Origin of the sequence: Sphingobium fontiphilum, from assembly GCF_014196635.1 — a bacterium.
GTDB lineage: Bacteria > Pseudomonadota > Alphaproteobacteria > Sphingomonadales > Sphingomonadaceae > Sphingobium > Sphingobium fontiphilum.
On sequence record NZ_JACIEB010000002.1, the window covers coordinates 313,533 to 328,072 of the forward strand.

17 protein-coding genes are annotated in these 14,540 nt (G+C 65.2%); 11 read left to right on the top strand and 6 right to left on the bottom strand.

Translation table 11 applies throughout. From position 1 onward, the window contains the following. Positions 1–49 precede the first annotated feature (49 nt). The 4 genes from GGR44_RS05815 to GGR44_RS05830 all read left to right on the top strand — a co-directional run bounded on the left by GGR44_RS05815 (position 50) and on the right by GGR44_RS05830 (position 3,155). Positions 50–1,588 carry a cryptochrome/photolyase family protein gene (locus GGR44_RS05815; protein ID WP_183954511.1) on the top strand — a complete coding sequence of 513 codons (1,539 nt, stop codon included), beginning with the start codon at positions 50–52 and terminating at the stop codon, positions 1,586–1,588. A gap of 124 nt (positions 1,589–1,712) precedes the next feature. Continuing rightward, complete coding sequence (gene rplU / locus GGR44_RS05820; RefSeq protein WP_183954512.1) at positions 1,713–2,012, top strand: 50S ribosomal protein L21; 300 nt, start codon at positions 1,713–1,715, stop codon at positions 2,010–2,012. Positions 2,013–2,043: 31 nt separating this feature from the next. Next, positions 2,044–2,313, top strand: coding sequence for a 50S ribosomal protein L27 (rpmA, locus tag GGR44_RS05825; protein ID WP_007683600.1), 270 nt, complete (start codon positions 2,044–2,046; stop codon positions 2,311–2,313). Positions 2,314–2,588: 275 nt separating this feature from the next. Further along, the gene (locus GGR44_RS05830) at positions 2,589–3,155 is read left to right on the top strand and encodes a GNAT family N-acetyltransferase (protein ID WP_183954513.1); all 567 of its coding nucleotides are present in this window, start codon (positions 2,589–2,591) and stop codon (positions 3,153–3,155) included. A gap of 7 nt (positions 3,156–3,162) precedes the next feature. Here GGR44_RS05830 and GGR44_RS05835 read toward each other — a convergent pair whose 3' ends face one another. Beyond that, positions 3,163–3,684 (bottom strand): GNAT family N-acetyltransferase, encoded by a 522-nt coding sequence (locus tag GGR44_RS05835; RefSeq protein ID WP_183954514.1) that lies wholly within the window; start codon positions 3,682–3,684, stop codon positions 3,163–3,165. A gap of 107 nt (positions 3,685–3,791) precedes the next feature. Between GGR44_RS05835 and obgE the strand changes: the two genes are divergently transcribed. The 3 genes from obgE to GGR44_RS05850 are packed head-to-tail and all read left to right on the top strand — an operon-like array spanning position 3,792 to position 6,964. Then, entirely contained in the window at positions 3,792–4,886 is a 1,095-nt protein-coding gene (gene obgE, locus GGR44_RS05840; RefSeq protein WP_183954515.1) for a GTPase ObgE, read from the top strand. Between the two features lie 28 nt (positions 4,887–4,914). Continuing rightward, positions 4,915–6,045 (top strand): glutamate 5-kinase, encoded by a 1,131-nt coding sequence (proB, locus tag GGR44_RS05845; RefSeq protein ID WP_183954516.1) that lies wholly within the window; start codon positions 4,915–4,917, stop codon positions 6,043–6,045. A gap of 4 nt (positions 6,046–6,049) precedes the next feature. Then, positions 6,050–6,964, top strand: a complete 915-nt coding sequence (locus GGR44_RS05850; RefSeq protein WP_246344327.1) for an NAD-dependent epimerase/dehydratase family protein — start codon at positions 6,050–6,052, stop codon at positions 6,962–6,964. A 100-nt stretch (positions 6,965–7,064) separates the two neighbouring features. Here GGR44_RS05850 and GGR44_RS05855 read toward each other — a convergent pair whose 3' ends face one another. Continuing rightward, positions 7,065–7,622, bottom strand: coding sequence for a DUF3885 domain-containing protein (locus tag GGR44_RS05855; protein WP_183954517.1), 558 nt, complete (start codon positions 7,620–7,622; stop codon positions 7,065–7,067). 81 nt (positions 7,623–7,703) lie between these two features. Then, a complete protein-coding gene (locus GGR44_RS05860; RefSeq protein WP_183954518.1) occupies positions 7,704–9,752 on the bottom strand; it encodes a transglycosylase domain-containing protein in 2,049 nt (682 codons plus the stop codon). A 122-nt stretch (positions 9,753–9,874) separates the two neighbouring features. Between GGR44_RS05860 and GGR44_RS05865 the strand changes: the two genes are divergently transcribed. After that, on the top strand, positions 9,875–10,084 hold the full coding sequence (locus tag GGR44_RS05865; protein WP_183954519.1) for a hypothetical protein: 210 nt from the start codon (positions 9,875–9,877) through the stop codon (positions 10,082–10,084). Between the two features lie 16 nt (positions 10,085–10,100). Here GGR44_RS05865 and GGR44_RS05870 read toward each other — a convergent pair whose 3' ends face one another. Then, the gene (locus GGR44_RS05870) at positions 10,101–11,396 is read right to left on the bottom strand and encodes an MFS transporter (RefSeq protein ID WP_183954520.1); all 1,296 of its coding nucleotides are present in this window, start codon (positions 11,394–11,396) and stop codon (positions 10,101–10,103) included. 116 nt (positions 11,397–11,512) lie between these two features. Between GGR44_RS05870 and pgsA the strand changes: the two genes are divergently transcribed. The 3 genes from pgsA to GGR44_RS05885 are packed head-to-tail and all read left to right on the top strand — an operon-like array spanning position 11,513 to position 12,800. After that, positions 11,513–12,076 carry a CDP-diacylglycerol--glycerol-3-phosphate 3-phosphatidyltransferase gene (gene pgsA, locus GGR44_RS05875; RefSeq protein WP_183954521.1) on the top strand — a complete coding sequence of 188 codons (564 nt, stop codon included), beginning with the start codon at positions 11,513–11,515 and terminating at the stop codon, positions 12,074–12,076. An 8-nt stretch (positions 12,077–12,084) separates the two neighbouring features. Continuing rightward, positions 12,085–12,342: a MoaD/ThiS family protein gene (locus tag GGR44_RS05880; protein WP_183954522.1), complete on the top strand. Its 258-nt coding sequence runs from the start codon at positions 12,085–12,087 to the stop codon at positions 12,340–12,342. Then, positions 12,339–12,800 carry a molybdenum cofactor biosynthesis protein MoaE gene (locus GGR44_RS05885; RefSeq protein WP_183954523.1) on the top strand — a complete coding sequence of 154 codons (462 nt, stop codon included), beginning with the start codon at positions 12,339–12,341 and terminating at the stop codon, positions 12,798–12,800. The genes GGR44_RS05880 and GGR44_RS05885 overlap by 4 nt, the downstream gene beginning before the upstream one ends. On the opposite strand, the gene GGR44_RS05890 is transcribed toward GGR44_RS05885, so the two are convergent. Together GGR44_RS05890 and GGR44_RS05895 are read right to left on the bottom strand one after the other, a co-directional pair. Continuing rightward, positions 12,779–13,708 (bottom strand): hydrogen peroxide-inducible genes activator, encoded by a 930-nt coding sequence (locus GGR44_RS05890; protein ID WP_183954524.1) that lies wholly within the window; start codon positions 13,706–13,708, stop codon positions 12,779–12,781. The genes GGR44_RS05885 and GGR44_RS05890 overlap by 22 nt on opposite strands. Before the next feature lie 39 nt (positions 13,709–13,747). Further along, a complete protein-coding gene (locus GGR44_RS05895; protein WP_183954525.1) occupies positions 13,748–14,521 on the bottom strand; it encodes a sulfite exporter TauE/SafE family protein in 774 nt (257 codons plus the stop codon). Between the last annotated feature and the right edge of the window lie 19 nt (positions 14,522–14,540).

The following is a 14,540-nucleotide window of genomic DNA, read 5'->3' on the forward strand; positions in this document are numbered from 1 at the left end:
CCTTTGGACAGGCTGGGATATTGCGGGGCCATCGGTCATTCCTTGCGGGATGACCGATGGCCCCCTGCTTGTTCCCCTGTTCGGCGACCAACTGACCCCTGACATCGCCGCCCTACGCGCCGTCCGGCCGGACGATGCCATCTTGCTGATGATGGAGGTCGCCGACGAAACGACCTATGTGAAACATCACAAGGCCAAGATCGCCTTCATCCTTTCGGCCATGCGCCATCATGCCGGCCGGCTGCGCGATCTGGGCTGGCGCTTCGACTATGTGCGGCTGGACGATCCCGACAATGAAGGCAGCTTCACCGCCGAGGTCGCCCGTGCCGTGGAACGGCGCAAGCCCCGCGCCATCCATGTGACGGAGGCGGGCGAATGGCGGGTTCGCGCCATGCTGGAAAGCTGGCGGGATCGCTTCGCCATTCCCGTGACGATCCATGAGGATGACCGCTTCCTGTGTTCCCACGCTGAATTCGATAGCTGGGCATCGGCGCGCAAACAGTTGCGGATGGAATATTTCTACCGCGACATGCGGCGCAAGACCGGCTTGCTGATGGCCGATGACGGCAAGCCGGAGGGCGGCCAGTGGAATTATGACGCGGACAATCGCAGGCCCGCGCCGTCCCGCGACCTGCTGACGCCCCGGCCGGTCCGCTTCCTGCCCGACGCGATCACCAGCGACGTGCTAGCTCTGGTCGCGGAACGATTCGCCGATCATATCGGCAGCCTCGACCATTTTCATTTCGCGGCGACGCATGAGGAAGCGATGCGCCAGCAACAGCGTTTCCTGGACGAAGCCCTGCCCCGTTTTGGCGACTATCAGGACGCGATGCTCACCGGCGAGCCGTTCCTGTGGCACTCCGTCCTCTCGCCCTATATCAATGTCGGCTTGCTCGACCCGCTCGATCTGTGCCGGAAAGTCGAAGAACGCTATCTTGCGGGCCGGGCGCCGCTCAATTGCGCCGAAGGCTTCATCCGCCAGATCATCGGCTGGCGCGAATATGTGCGCGGCATCTACTGGCATGAAGGGCCCGATTATGCCCGGCGCAACGCGCTGGACGCGCGGCGCGACCTGCCCGGCTTTTACTGGACGGGCATGACCGACCTGCATTGCCTGTCGCAGGCGATCGGCCAGACCATCGACCATGGCTATGCCCATCACATCCAGCGGCTGATGATTACCGGCAATTTCGCGCTGCTGGCCGGCGTCGACCCGTATCAGGTGCATATCTGGTATCTGGAGGTTTACGCCGACGCCTTCGAATGGGTGGAATTGCCCAACACGCTGGGCATGAGCCAGTTTGCCGATGGCGGCCTGCTGGGATCCAAACCCTATGCGGCGAGCGGCGCCTACATCGATCGCATGTCGGATTATTGCGGAAAATGCCGCTATGACGTCCGGCAACGCACCGGCGAGAACGCCTGCCCCTTCAACAGCCTCTACTGGGATTTTCTGGCCCGCAACCAGAAGACGCTCGCCCCAAACCCCCGGCTCGCCATGCCCTATCGCAACTGGGAGCGAATGGAGCCGAAAGAGCGACAGGCGATCCGGCGACAGGCGGCAAATTTCCTCGACAATCTCGGGTGAAACCGGCCGCCCTTGGTTGACAGAAGCGAGTCATTCCACTAACGGCCCACTTTCCCGCGCGGGTCCGATAGGCTTAGTCCTTGATGATCTGCGTAAAGCAGATTTGAACGAGAAGAGACAAGCCATGTTCGCTATCGTGCGCACAGGCGGCAAGCAGTATCGCGTCGCCGCCGGAGACAAGATCGTCGTTGAAAAGCTGGCCGGTGAGGCTGGCGATTCGGTGACCCTGGACGACGTCCTGCTCGCCGGTGAAGGCAGCGAGCTCAAGGACGTCAGCGGCCTGACCGTCGCAGCCGAAATCGTCGCGCAGGCGAAGGGCGAGAAGGTCATCGTCTTCAAGAAGCGCCGCCGCCACAATTATCGCCGCCGCAACGGCCACCGCCAGCGTCACACGATCCTGAAGATCGTGTCGATCGGCGCCTGAGCCAACAGCAAGATTTCGAGGAGTTTAGGTCATGGCACATAAGAAAGCTGGCGGTTCGTCGCGCAACGGTCGCGATTCGGAATCGAAGCGCCTTGGCGTCAAGAAGTTCGGCGGTCAGGAAGTGATCGGCGGCAACATCATCATTCGCCAGCGCGGCACCCGCGTCTATCCCGGCCGCAATGTCGGCATGGGCAAGGATCACACGCTCTTCGCCCTGGGCGAAGGCCGCGTGGTGTTCCACACTGGCAAGCTCGGCCGCAAATATGTGTCGGTCGACGCCATGGCCGAAGCGGCCGAATAAATCGGACGACTTGATGACGGGTCGTCCTTCACGGGGCGATCCGGTCAACTGAACAAAGGCGCAAGCCGCCAGTTCAGGGACAGCATCGAGGGAAAAACGGGACGCCCCATCTCCGGGAGCGTCCCTTTTTTGTTCGCGCCCGTCTCATTTCCCTCAACCGGCTGGAACCCTTGGCCTTTTTGTGCGTCGTGCGGGCAAAGGGGCCGTCACCGGACAACCTGTCGTCATGCCGTAACAGATTGCGGTCAATGGCGCGTGCGAATGAGGAGTATAAGATGTTCGCTCGAACGAACCGCCTGCTGCTGCGTCCCGGCTGGATGGAGGACGCCCCGGCCCTGGCCCGCGCGATCGGCGATGAAGCGGTGGTCCGCAACCTGCTCCACGCCCCCTGGCCCTATGGGCTGGAGGATGCCGAACAGTTCCTGTCCAGCTTCTATGACCCGGCCCAGCCGCAATTCCTGATCTTCAGCCGGACGCGCGGCGCGCCTCGGCTGGTGGGCGGATGCGGCATTCACGACGATGGCCGGGGCGGCCATGAACTGGGCTATTGGATCGCGCGCCCCTGCTGGGGCCTGGGCTTCGCCACCGAAGCGGCGCAGGCGTTGATGCAGGTCGCGCGCGCCAGCGGCATCGGCCCGGTCCACGCCGCCCATTTCGTCGACAACCCGGCGTCGGGCCATGTCCTGCGGAAAATCGGCTTTCGCTCCACTGGGCGCATCGAGCGGCGTCATAGCATCGGGCGCGGCGCCGATGTCGATTGCCTGCTGTTCGAACAGGATGAAGGCCGCGCCATGATGCGCGACAGCGCGATCGAACTCTATCCCGACGCCCTCGCCGCCTGAACGCCGGTCAACCGGCGCGCCGATCCATCACCCGGATCGGCGCGCCGCCCGACATTGCCTCTGCATAGGGCAGGAAGCCCAGCCGCTCCGCCACGCGGATGGAGGCGCCATTGCCCGGCTCGATGATGCAGCGGACGGCCTCGCCCGGCCGCTGCGCGTCGGCCCAGGCCAGCACCGCCGCCATCGCCTCGCTGGCGATGCCCCGCCCCCAAGCGGCGGGCGCAAAGGCCCATCCCGCCTCGATCACGCCATCCAGTTCGGCGATGCCGCGCCGCGCGTCCATCAACCCAGCATCGCCCAGAAAGGCGCCGGTCGCGCGATCCTCCACCGCCCACATGCCAAAGCCCAGCAACGCCCACAGGCCCGCATAGCGCAACAGGCGGAACCACACGGTCTGCGCGTCCTGCACATGGCCGCCGATATGGCGCACGACTTCGGCATCGCCCCACAACGCCTTCAGATGCTCATAATCATCGGCCCGATGGGCGCGGAGCGTCAGCCGGTCGGTCTGGAGCGTGGGCGCGATCATGCGACAGGATGTGGACCGTCCCGCACCCAGCGGTCAACCATGCGCTTTTCCACGCCGCACCGAACCGCAAAACTTCCCCTTTGGCCCGCTTGGCGCTATGGGGCGCCATGCATTTTCTCGATCAAGCCAAGATATTTATCAAATCCGGCTGGGGCGGCCCCGGCGCGGTCAGTTTCCGACGCGAAAAATATGTCGAATATGGCGGCCCCGACGGCGGCAATGGCGGCAAGGGCGGCGACATCATTTTCGAAGCGGTGGCGGGCCTCAACACCCTCATCGACTTTCGCTATACCCAGCATTTCAAGGCCCAGCGGGGCCAGCCCGGCATGGGCAAGAACCGCTATGGCGCGGGCGGCGACGATCTGGTCGTCAAGGTTCCCGTCGGCACCCAGATCCTGTCCGACCCCGTCCCCATTGCAGGGACGGAGGACGAGGAAGACGGCAGCATGGAATATGAGCAGGAGTTGCTCGCCGACTTCACGCAAGTGGGCCAGCGCATCGTCCTGCTGCGCGGCGGCGACGGCGGCCGGGGCAACCTGTCCTACAAGACCAGCACCAACCGCGCCCCGCGTCAGCACGGCACCGGGTGGCCGGGGCAGGAAATGTGGGTGTGGCTGCGCCTCAAGCTACTGGCCGATGTCGGCCTTGTCGGGATGCCCAATGCCGGCAAGTCCACCCTCATCAACCAGATCACCAATACCAAGGCAAAGGTCGGCGCATACGCCTTCACCACCACCAAGCCGCAGCTGGGCGTCGTGCTGCACCGCGACCGCGAATTCGTGCTGGCCGACATTCCCGGCCTGATCGAGGGCGCGGCGGAAGGCGCGGGGATTGGCGACCGGTTCCTCGGCCATATCGAACGCTGCCGCGTGCTGCTGCATCTCATCGACGCGACCGGCGACGACCCGGTTCAGGCGTTCCGCATCGTCCAGGACGAACTGGCGGCCTATGGCGGCGGGCTGGATGAAAAGCCGCAGTTGGTGGTGCTGAACAAGGGCGACCTGCTCGGCCCCGAATTGATGGAAGACATCGCCGCACAGCTTCGCGACGAGGCGGGCGTGGAGCATGTGTTCATCATTTCCGGCGCGACCGGCGAAGGGATGCCCGAACTGCTCGACGCCGTGCTGCCGCTGCTCGACGAAGGCGTGGCGCAGGAAGAAGAGGCCAGCGGCGAGGAAGACAAGCCCTGGTCGCCGCTTTGACCGGCACGCCCTTTTCCCGGACCGTTGCATGACCACCGCGCTCCCCGGCTTTCCCCCTGCCCTTGTCCGCCGCCTTGTCATCAAGATCGGATCGGCCCTGCTGGTCGATCCTGCAGGCGAAGTGCGCGAGGGCTGGCTGCGAACGCTGGTCGCCGATGTCGCGGCGCGGCGCGCGGCCGGGCAACAGATCATCATCGTTTCATCCGGCGCCATCGCGCTCGGCGCGCGCCGCCTGAAACTGCCCAGGGGCGGGCGCGGCAGCCTGGAGGATGCGCAGGCGGCGGCGGCCACGGGCCAGATCGCCCTGTCGCAATGCTGGGCCGGGCTGCTGGGGGAACAGGGCATCACCGCCGCGCAGATGCTGGTGACGCTGGACGACCTTGAAAACCGCCGCCGCTACCTCAATGCGTCGGCAACGCTGGAACGGCTGATGCAATTGGGCGTCGTGCCGGTGGTGAACGAGAATGACAGCGTCGCCACCGCCGAAATCCGCTTTGGCGACAATGACCGGCTGGCCGCGCGCATCGGCCAGGCGGCTCAGGCCGACGCGGTTGTGCTGCTGTCCGACGTGGACGGGCTTTACACCGCCAACCCGCATGTCGATGCCAGCGCGATGCTGATCGAAACCATCGACAAGATCGACGCGCGCATCGCCGCCATGGCGGACGGCGGCTCCGCCTCCGGCATGGGGTCGGGCGGCATGACGTCCAAGATCCAGGCCGCGCGTATCGCCACCGGCGCGGGCGCGCACCTCGCCATCATATCGGGCAAGGTCGATTCGCCCCTGTCCCACTGGGCCGATGGCGGACGCGGCTCCATCTTCCTCGCCGCCCCGGCCAAGCGCGCGCGCAAGGGCTGGCTCGCCGGGCGGCTGACGGTGCGCGGGCGGATCATCGTCGACGCGGGCGCGGAAGGCGCTCTGGCGCGCGGCAACAGCCTGCTGCCCGCCGGGGTGCGCGGCGTCGAGGGCAGCTTCGCGCGCGGCGACGTGGTCGACATCGCGACGCAGGACGGGCGCGTCATCGCCCGTGGCCTGATCGAATATGACAGCGACGCCGCCACGAAGATCGCCGGTCGCCGCAGCGAGGACATAGCCGCCCTGCTGGGCGAAATGCCCCGGTCGGTGCTGGTCCATCGCGACCATATGGCCATGATCTGACCCCATGACGATGACCATCGCCATGACCGGCGCGACAGGCTTCGTCGGCGGGGAAACGCTGGCGCAGGCGCTGGCCGCCGGGCATCATGTCCATGCCCTCACCCGCCGCGCGCAACCCCCTCAAGCGCGCCTGACATGGATGCCCGGCGCGCTGGACCAAGGCGATTCGCTCGACCGGCTGGTGGCGCAGGCCGACGCCGTCATCCACATTGCGGGCGTGGTCAACGCGCCCGACCGCGCGGCTTTTGAAGCCGGTAACGCCACCGGCACGATGGCGCTGGTCGACGCGATGCGGCGGCAGGGCGTTCGCCGCCTGATCCATGTGTCCTCGCTCGCCGCGCGGGAACCCGACCTGTCCGACTATGGCTGGTCGAAGGAACTGGCCGAACGCCATGTGAAGGCCAGCGGCCTTGACTGGACCATCGTGCGCCCGCCCGCCATCTATGGCCCCGGCGATCGCGAGATGCTGGAACTGTTCCAGATGGCCAAGCGCGGACTGGTGTTGCTGCCGCCGGGCGGGCGTTTTTCCGTCATCCATGTGGCGGACCTTGCGCGCCTGCTGCTGGCGCTGGCGACAGATCGGGAGATCAGCCTGACCCAATGTTATGAGATTGACGATGGCGCGCCCGATGGCTGGGACCATCGCGATTTCGCGCTGGCGCTCGGCCGGGCGCTGGACCGGCGGGTGCGGCCAGTGTCGATGCCCCGCGCGCTGATGACCATGGGCGCAGCCATCGACCGGCTGGTGCGCGGCCAACGCGCCCGGCTGACGCCCGACCGCGTCCGCTATTTCTGCCACCCCGACTGGGTCAGCAATTCGCGCCTTGCGCCCCCCTCTCCGCTCTGGACGCCGCAGGTATCGACCGAAGAGGGGCTGCGCACGACGGCGCAGGCCTATCACGCCAAGGGCTGGCTGTAGGGCGGATCGGCATTCGGTTCTGGCGGCCTGCAACACTGAGGCGGCGTGGGCGAGCTTGGGCTTCTGGTTTCGCCCCGTATCGGACGCTTAGATCAGGCAGTCAAAGCCCTTTAGGATGGTCGGAAAGCCAATCCGGCCATTCAGCTTTGAGATCGCTCACAATATCCCATGAGACTGGGAACAGGTCGAATCCGCCGTCATAAGGAGCAAACACAGCACCGTTATCGCACCTCATCCAAATAGTGGTCCCTGGTCCATCGTCAGCAATCGACAGCAACAGTCGATTGTATTTCCCCGCTAGCCACCGCTCCCTGCGAGCATAAAAGTTCCATGTCTTATCGGGATCGTCGGTGTCTGGCCCGGAAAGTACTACGTCGTTCGGAACAGTTGGGCCGCTGAATTCAGCCTCAACGACCCAGCACCACTGGCCGGGACCAAGCAACCGATCGCCACACTTATTCGCTCGGGCAAGGATGATTTCCCGCTCTACTTGATTGTCGGCATACCGCTTTGAATAGGGGAGCGCGTGAAAGCGAACCCATGGAGAGTCTGCGCGACTGCGCAGCATCCATCCAAGAGGTAGACAGGTCGGATAAAACTTTGTCCAATCATGTCGGAAATCTGCGGCTTCGGAGCGGTTTTCGGTCATCGCTGCCATCTACAACGAATTTCCGCTAATCATCAATTTCAAACATTCCTGTTGGCAATGAACTCGTCCACGCCGCCTGCCCCCTGAACCTCACGGCCCGGCAGGCGCATTGTCCGCAGGCCGGGTCGGCGCGACGGCTGGCGGCGGCGTGGCGGGCGTCGCCTGATCGATGGGAATCCGCACCGTGGCCGGGCCGATGTCGAGCCGCAGGCCATTGCCCTCGACGCCCAGAGAGACATTGCCGATGTCGGTTTCCACCGTCACATTGGCGATGGCGTTGACGAGGTTGCCGTCCAGTTCCTCCGGCGCTGCTTCCTCGACCGGCTCGTCGATGGCCCGGCTCATAAAGTCGCGCCAGATATGCGCGGGCAGGCCGCCGCCCGCCGCGCCCGGCAACGGGCTGTTGTCGTCATTGCCCACCCACACCGCCGTCACGATGCCGCCCGCATAGCCCACGAAGATGGCGTCGCGGCTGTCCTGCGTCGTGCCGGTCTTGCCGAACGTGCTGGTGCGCAGCGCCGCCGCGCTGCCGGTGCCGCGATTGGCCGCCGACGACAGCAGGTCGCGGATCATCTCCAGATCGCTGCTGTCGAACTTGCGCTGCCGGTCCATCAGGCTTTCGAACCAGCCGCGCTCTTCGGGCGGCAGGCCATGGGCCATGACCGGCCACTCCCCCGCCGCCACCGCCGCATAGGCCTGCGCCAGTTCGATCAGCGGGATTTCCGACGTCCCCAGCGCCAGGCTCAGATCCTGCGTCAGCGGCGCGGTGACGCCCAGGTCGCGGGCGACCTTGATAACCGCGTCGACGCCGACTTTCTGCGTCAGCCTTACGGCGGCGACATTGGAGGAAATGGCGAAGGCCTGTCGCAGGGTGATGCGCCCGCGATATTGGCCGCCATGATTGGCCGGGCGATATGCGCCCGTCGTGATCGGTGTGTCGTCGATCATGTCGTCGGGCGTCATCCCTGATCGGAACGCGGCCAGATAGACGAACAGCTTGAATGTCGATCCGGGCTGGCGCCGGGCCTGCACCGCGCGGTTGAAGCTGCTCTTCTCGTAATTCTTGCCGCCGACCATGGCGACCACGCTGCCGTCCGGCTTCATCGCGACCAGCGCCGCCTGCGCCCCGCCCAGTCCGGCGCGTCGCACCGCCCCCTCGGCAAATCGCTGCATCCGGCTGTCCAGCGTCGTCGCAACCTCCTGCGCGCCATAGACGGCCCCCGCCCGGTCGCGCGCCTGCGGCAGCACCCAGTCCGCGAAATAGGTGCCGCTGGTCGCCTCCGCCTCCGCCCGCAGGTCAAGCCGCACGGGGCGCAGCGCGTTGCGCTCCGCCTGCGTCAGGTAGCCCGCCTCCACCATCGCCTGCGTCACAAGGTCGGCACGCGCACGCGCGCCCTTCAGATTGCTGGTCGGGGCCAGCCGCGACGGCGCTTTCAGCAGCCCCGCCAGCATCGCCGCCTGCGCCACCGTCAGCCGTTCCGGGCGGCGGTTGAAATAGTGGAGCGATGCCGCGCGCAGGCCATAGACATTGTCGCCGAAATAGACGTTGGAGAGGTATCTCTCCATGATCTGGTCCTTGGTCAGCCAGGCTTCCAGCCACAGCGCGATCATCGCCTCGCGCGCCTTGCGCCCGAAGGTGCGGTCGGATGACAGGAACACGCCCTTCGCCAGTTGCTGGGTGATCGTGCTGCCGCCCTGCGACGCGCCGTCGGACCAGATATTGTGCCACAGGGCGCGGGCGATGCCGCGCGGATCGATGCCCCAATGGGTCTGGAACCGGCGGTCCTCGATCGCCATGAACGCCTGCGGCACATGGGCGGGCAGGTCCGCCATCGTCACCGGCTTGTCGATGATCGCCCCGCGCCGCGCGATCAGCTTTCCGTCGGCCGACATCAGGCTGATGCTGGGCGGTGCGATGGGCTGGAGCGACCGGGACAACGGCGCCGTGATCGCCAGCCAGGCTATCAGCGCCATGAACAGCGCCAGAAAGGCCGCCACGATCCACCCGGCGATCTTCAGCTTGCGCCGCCACGGCATGGGCGGGGGAAAGGAACTGGGCGGTCCGGCGCCAAAGGGCGCTTCGGCCGCTGGGGGCATAGCGCCGGGCGCAGGCGATTCGGGGGAAAGGCTGTCGCTCATCGGTTCCGTTAAAGCTGTATTATATAAACGATACAGTCAAGCCTGTCCCGTGGCGGGACAGCCTGCCGTTAACCTTCTTTCGCCATGGCCGAAATGGTAAATTATGCGTTAACCCTGTCGCCATGCTGAAAAGAACCCTTGTCCTCTCCACGGAATCGGCCCGCCACCCCTTTCGGCGCAGCCTGCCCGCCCATGTCCTGCGCTGGGAAGAGCCCGAAGCGAAGGCGGCGGTCGGCAAGATGCCGGCGACGCGCAACGACGATCAGGACTGGAAATTATTCGCGCTGAGCTTCTCGGCCTTTTTCACGGCCTTCTACAGCTTCATCGCCTGAAAGTCGGCCTCGGGCCTCAATCGCAGGCGCAGTGCAGCCGCCAGGCGAGCCAGGCGCAGGGCACCGTCATCGCCGCCACCAGCAGCAACTGGTCGATAACGGGCAACCCCGCGACCGACAGGCCGATGGCGATCACCGACCCCACCACCATCGCGCCCGAATTAACGATGTTGTTGGCGGCGACGGTCCGCGCCGCCTCGCATTTTTCCACCGTGGTCGTCAGGAAGGCGTAAAGCGGCACCACGAACATGCCGCCAAAGGTCGCCACGCCCAGCAGGCTCAACCCCAGCGGGATCGCCATGGGATGTTCAATGAAATCCATCAGCATCAGCATCTCGCCCGATGGCGCGGGCGTCCACATGCGGCACACGATGTGAAAACCGATGACGCACACGCCCATGCCGACGACCGACGCCGGGGCGTATCGGGCCGACACATGCCCGCCCAGCAGCCGGTTGATCGCCACCGACCCGATCGCGATGCCGATGGAAAAGATCGCCAGGAACAGGCTGGCCACCGCCTTGTCTGCGGTCAGCACATTTTTGACCAGCGGCGGGAACTGGATGAACAGCACCGACCCGATCGCCCAGAACAGGCTGATCGACATGATCGCCAGGAACAGGCGGGGAATATGCATGGTGCCCCGCACCAGCGTCGTGGAGGCCCGGATGATGTGCAGGTCGATCGGCTGCGACACCATCAGCGACGGCGCGGGGGGCACCCGCCGCCCCGCCAGATAGCCGATGATGGCGGTGACGACGACCGCACAGGCGGCGATTTCGATGGGGATGATCCCGGCCAGGATCGTGCCCGCCAATATCGCGATATAGGTGCCCGCCTCGACCAGCCCGGTGCCGCCCAGCACTTCATCGTCATGCAGATGCTGGGGCAGGATCGCATATTTGATCGGTCCGAAAAATGTCGAATGGATGCCCATGGCGAACAGCGCCAGCAACAACAGGGGAATGGCCAGCGTCTGCACCCATTGCCCGCTCCAGATCAGGGCAAGGCCGGCGGCCCCGACCAGCATGATCAGGATTTCGGCCGCCTTCACCACCCGGATGATCGCCGCCTTGTCGCGCTGGTCGGCCAACTGACCCGACAGCGCGGACAGCAGGAAGAAGGGCAGGATGAACACGCCCGTCGCCACGGCGCTGAACCAGGTCTCCGACGCTTCGTCGTTGTAAACCGAATAGACGACGAACAGCACCATCGCGTTCTTGAACAGATTGTCGTTGAACGCGCCGAGCAGCTGGGTGACGAAGAGAGGCAGGAAGCGTCGCTTCTGAAGGAGCCTGAAGGAGGCTTGCATAAGCGCGTGGATCTTTTCGCTGTGAAAATTCTGCGGCGGGTCTAGCGGCTGGCGGCGGCTCTGTCCAACCCCATCGGATGTTGTGCAACGGCCGGGACTGTGGCAGGCGTTCGGCCATGCTGACGCTGCCCAATTTGCTGACGCTGTCGCGTATCGTCACCGTGCCGCTGCTGGTCGCCCTGCTGTGGCCGGCCGAACTTGGCGCGCGCTGGACGACAGGCTATATGCTGGCCTTCGGACTTTATTGCCTGATGGGCGTGACCGACTATTTCGACGGTTACCTGGCCCGCGCACAGGGTACGGTGTCGAAATTGGGCATTTTCCTCGATCCCATCGCCGACAAGATCATGGTCGGCGCGGTCATCCTGATGCTCGCCGCCACCCGCGACATTGCCGGGATGCACATCGTGGCGGCGATGATTATCCTGCTGCGTGAAATCGCCGTATCGGGCCTGCGCGAATTTCTGGCGGGGTTGCAGGTTTCGGTGCCGGTGTCGAAGCTGGCGAAATGGAAAACGACGTTTCAGATCATTGCGCTGGGCGCGCTGATCCTGGCCGGAGCGGTGCCGCAATTCCCCTTTGTCCAGGCGGTCGGCCTCGTCACCCTGTGGGCGGCGGCGATCCTGACACTGGTGACGGGCTGGGACTATCTGCGCGTCGGCCTGAAGCATATGGATTGACCGGGGCAATGGCGGAGCTTTCCATCCTCTATTTCGCCTGGGTGCGTGAAATGATCGGCCGGGACGAAGACATGGTCGCCCCGCCCCCCGGCGCCAGCGTCGCCGATGTCATCGCCCTGCTCGCCGCGCGTGGCGGCGGCTATGCGCAGGCCATGGCCCGACCCGAAAAGCTGCGCGCCGCGCTCGACCAGAATTTCGTGGCCCTGGATACCCCCATCGGAAATGCCCGCGAACTGGCGCTTTTTCCGCCGGTCACCGGAGGATGAGCGCCGTCGTCATCGGCCCGGATGATTTCGACGCGGCCGCGCAATGCGCCGCGCTGGAGGCGATGGGCGGCGGCGCGGTGGCGACCTTCACCGGCATCGTCCGGGGCGACAATGGCCTCATCGCCCTCCAACTCGATCATTATCCGGCGATGACGAAGGCGCAGGTCGAACGCATCGTCGCACAGGCGCAGGCGCGCTGGCCGTTGCTGGGCGTGCGCGTCATCCATCGCGTCGGGCGGCTGGAACCGGGCGCGCGGATCGTCTTCGTCGGCACCGCGTCACGCCACCGCACCGCCGCGCTGGAAAGCTGCGCCTTCCTGATCGACTGGCTGAAAAGCCATGCCCCGTTCTGGAAGCAGGAGCATTTCGCCGACGGGTCCACCCGCTGGGTCGAGGCGCGGGTGGAGGATGACGCCCGCGCCGCCGCCTGGAACGATCAGGCCACGTCGGGCAACTGACGATTTTCCTGCGCGGCGTCGCGCAATATTCCGGCAAGCAGGCGAAATTCCTTTTCACGCGGGCTGTTGCGCCGCCAGATGAGAGCGATGTCGCGCCAGGGGTGATCCGACCGCAACGGCCGCGCGACGATGTCGGTATGGTTCAATATCCCGCCATCAATCGCCATTTCCGGCAACATCGTCAGCCCCAGTCCGTTGTCGACCATCTGCACCAGCGTATGGAGCGACGTGCCCATCATCGTCGCTTCCGCCCGCATTTCAGGCCGGTTGCACGCGGCCAGCGCATGGTCTTTCAGACAATGGCCGTCCTCCAGCAACAACAGGCGGCTCTCATCGATCATCTCCGGCCCGATATAGGCCGGCGGATCGCGCGGGTCATCCTTGGGAAAGGCGACGAACAGCCGGTCGCGGAACAGCATCTCGCTGTCCACCTCCCCCGTCGCATAGGGCAGCGCCAGCAGCACGCAATCGACATGACCGTGGCGCAACGAATCGACCGCCGCATGGCTGGTCTCCTCGCGCAGATAAAGCTTGAGTTCGGGCCGGTCGCGACGCAACCGGGGCAGCAGGCGCGGCAGCAGAAAGGGCGCGATGGTCGGGATCACGCCCATCCGCAACTCGCCGGTCAGCGGCTTGGCCGAAGCCTGCGCGATTGCGGCCAGTTCCTCGGCCTCGCGCAGCACGCGATGCGCCTTTTCCACGATCCGGTCGCCCAGCGCGGTAAAGCGCACCACGCGGCGGGTGCGCTCCACCAGCACCACATCGATCAGCGTTTCGAGTTCTCGGATGCCGGCCGACAGTGTCGATTGGGTCACGAAACAACTGTCGGCCGCCTTGCCGAAATGGCCATGCTCTTTAAGCGCCACCAGATATTGGAGTTGCTTGAGCGTTGGCAGGTAACTCGACATTTATCGCCCCTTTCGATCAGTGGAGCGAATATAAGCGAATTATCCGAAAACGCCAAATTGCTTGGCGACGCCAAAGGCCGATGTCAGCGTCAAGATCGTGCCCACCGCGATCATCAGCACCTTGGGCGCGACATGGCGGGCGAGCATCGCGCCAAAGGGCGCCGCGACCACGCCCCCGACCAGCAGGCCGACGGTATAGACGGTGAAGGTCTGCCATCCCAGATTGAACAGGAATGTCAGGCTGATCGACAGGGTCAGGAAAAATTCGACCGTGTTGACCGTGCCGATCGTGTGGCGCGGGCTTGCCCCCTGGATCAGCAGGTTGGACGTGACCACAGGCCCCCAGCCGCCGCCGCCAGACGCATCGACAAAGCCGCCCAGAAGACCCAGCGGCGCTACCAGCTTGGGATTGCGCGACTGCGGCGGAAAGTGGAAACCGCGCCAGATCAGATAGGCGCCGATGGCCGCCAGATAGGTCTGGACATAGGGCTTGATGATACCGCCATCGATGTTCGACAGCAGATAGGCGCCCGCGCAGCCGCCAATGACGCCGGGAATGATGAGCCGGGCGAACAGGCTCCAGTCGACATTCTTGTGCAGGATATGACTGATCGCCGACGCGCCGGTGGTGAAGGTCTCTGCCGCGTGGACGCTGGCCGACGCCCGGCTGGGCGGCACGCCGAGCGCCAGCAACAGTGTGCTGGATATAACGCCATAGGCCATGCCCAGCGCGCCATCGATCATCTGCGCGCCGAAGCCGATCAGGATGAACGGCCAGATGTCGCCCGCATGTTGGGTCAACAGGTCAATCATTGAGAGAAGGCCTTTCAAT

Coding starts and splice junctions, on each gene's coding strand:
- obgE (WP_183954515.1), top strand. CDS start 3,792: ATGCATTTTCTCGATCAAGCCAAGATATTTATCAAATCCGGCTGGGGC.
- rpmA (WP_007683600.1), top strand. CDS start 2,044: ATGGCACATAAGAAAGCTGGCGGTTCGTCGCGCAACGGTCGCGATTCG.
- GGR44_RS05895 (WP_183954525.1), bottom strand. CDS start 14,521: ATGATTGACCTGTTGACCCAACATGCGGGCGACATCTGGCCGTTCATC.
- GGR44_RS05830 (WP_183954513.1), top strand. CDS start 2,589: ATGTTCGCTCGAACGAACCGCCTGCTGCTGCGTCCCGGCTGGATGGAG.
- pgsA (WP_183954521.1), top strand. CDS start 11,513: ATGCTGACGCTGCCCAATTTGCTGACGCTGTCGCGTATCGTCACCGTG.
- GGR44_RS05835 (WP_183954514.1), bottom strand. CDS start 3,684: ATGATCGCGCCCACGCTCCAGACCGACCGGCTGACGCTCCGCGCCCAT.
- GGR44_RS05890 (WP_183954524.1), bottom strand. CDS start 13,708: ATGTCGAGTTACCTGCCAACGCTCAAGCAACTCCAATATCTGGTGGCG.
- GGR44_RS05860 (WP_183954518.1), bottom strand. CDS start 9,752: ATGAGCGACAGCCTTTCCCCCGAATCGCCTGCGCCCGGCGCTATGCCC.
- GGR44_RS05865 (WP_183954519.1), top strand. CDS start 9,875: ATGCTGAAAAGAACCCTTGTCCTCTCCACGGAATCGGCCCGCCACCCC.
- GGR44_RS05870 (WP_183954520.1), bottom strand. CDS start 11,396: ATGCAAGCCTCCTTCAGGCTCCTTCAGAAGCGACGCTTCCTGCCTCTC.
- proB (WP_183954516.1), top strand. CDS start 4,915: ATGACCACCGCGCTCCCCGGCTTTCCCCCTGCCCTTGTCCGCCGCCTT.
- GGR44_RS05815 (WP_183954511.1), top strand. CDS start 50: ATGACCGATGGCCCCCTGCTTGTTCCCCTGTTCGGCGACCAACTGACC.
- GGR44_RS05850 (WP_246344327.1), top strand. CDS start 6,050: ATGACGATGACCATCGCCATGACCGGCGCGACAGGCTTCGTCGGCGGG.
- GGR44_RS05880 (WP_183954522.1), top strand. CDS start 12,085: ATGGCGGAGCTTTCCATCCTCTATTTCGCCTGGGTGCGTGAAATGATC.
- GGR44_RS05885 (WP_183954523.1), top strand. CDS start 12,339: ATGAGCGCCGTCGTCATCGGCCCGGATGATTTCGACGCGGCCGCGCAA.
- rplU (WP_183954512.1), top strand. CDS start 1,713: ATGTTCGCTATCGTGCGCACAGGCGGCAAGCAGTATCGCGTCGCCGCC.
- GGR44_RS05855 (WP_183954517.1), bottom strand. CDS start 7,622: ATGGCAGCGATGACCGAAAACCGCTCCGAAGCCGCAGATTTCCGACAT.